This window comes from Roseibium sp. AWQ4_290, from assembly GCF_056160985.1.
Genome location: NZ_JBSWYG010000059.1, coordinates 1 through 538, shown reverse-complemented (window position 1 = coordinate 538; position 538 = coordinate 1). Strand labels below are relative to the sequence as shown.

Here is a 538-nt window from a genome sequence, read left to right as displayed (position 1 = left end):
AAATTGCTTAAGGAGGATTTCTGGCACATCGTAGCCCGCCAAGGGAGCGAAGATGAGACAGAAATCCGGGCCGGAAGGATCGGCCGAAAAACATGTGAAAGACATTCGCCGGAAGACGCGGCGCAAATTCTCGGCCGAGGAGAAGATCCGCATTGTGCTGGAAGGTTTGCGCGGGGAATATTCGATCGCCGAACTGTGCCGCCGCGAGGGGATTGCTCAAGGCCTTTATTACACCTGGTCGAAAGAGTTCCTGGAAGCCGGCAAGAAGCGGCTTTCAGGCGACACCGAGCGGCAGGCGACGTCAGGTGAAGTGACGGATCTGAAGCGCGAAATGCGTGACCTGAAAGAAGTCGTGGCCGATCTGACGCTGGAAAACCGTGTTCTCAAAAAAAGCGTGATCGGGGATGGGGAGGATATCGAATGAGATATCCCGCCTCCGAGAAGCTCGAAATCATCCGACTGGTCGAGCAATCGCACCAGCCGGTGAAAAGGACGCTGGAACAGATCGGCGTGTCGCGGCCAACCTTCTATCGCTGGT

At 56.1% G+C, this 538-nt stretch carries 1 pseudogene; it reads left to right on the top strand.

Features of this window, described 5'->3' with window-relative positions:
* Positions 1–52: 52 nt before the first annotated feature.
* Positions 53–538 (top strand): annotated as a pseudogene (locus ACXAH0_RS25120) (transposase); the annotation flags it as partial.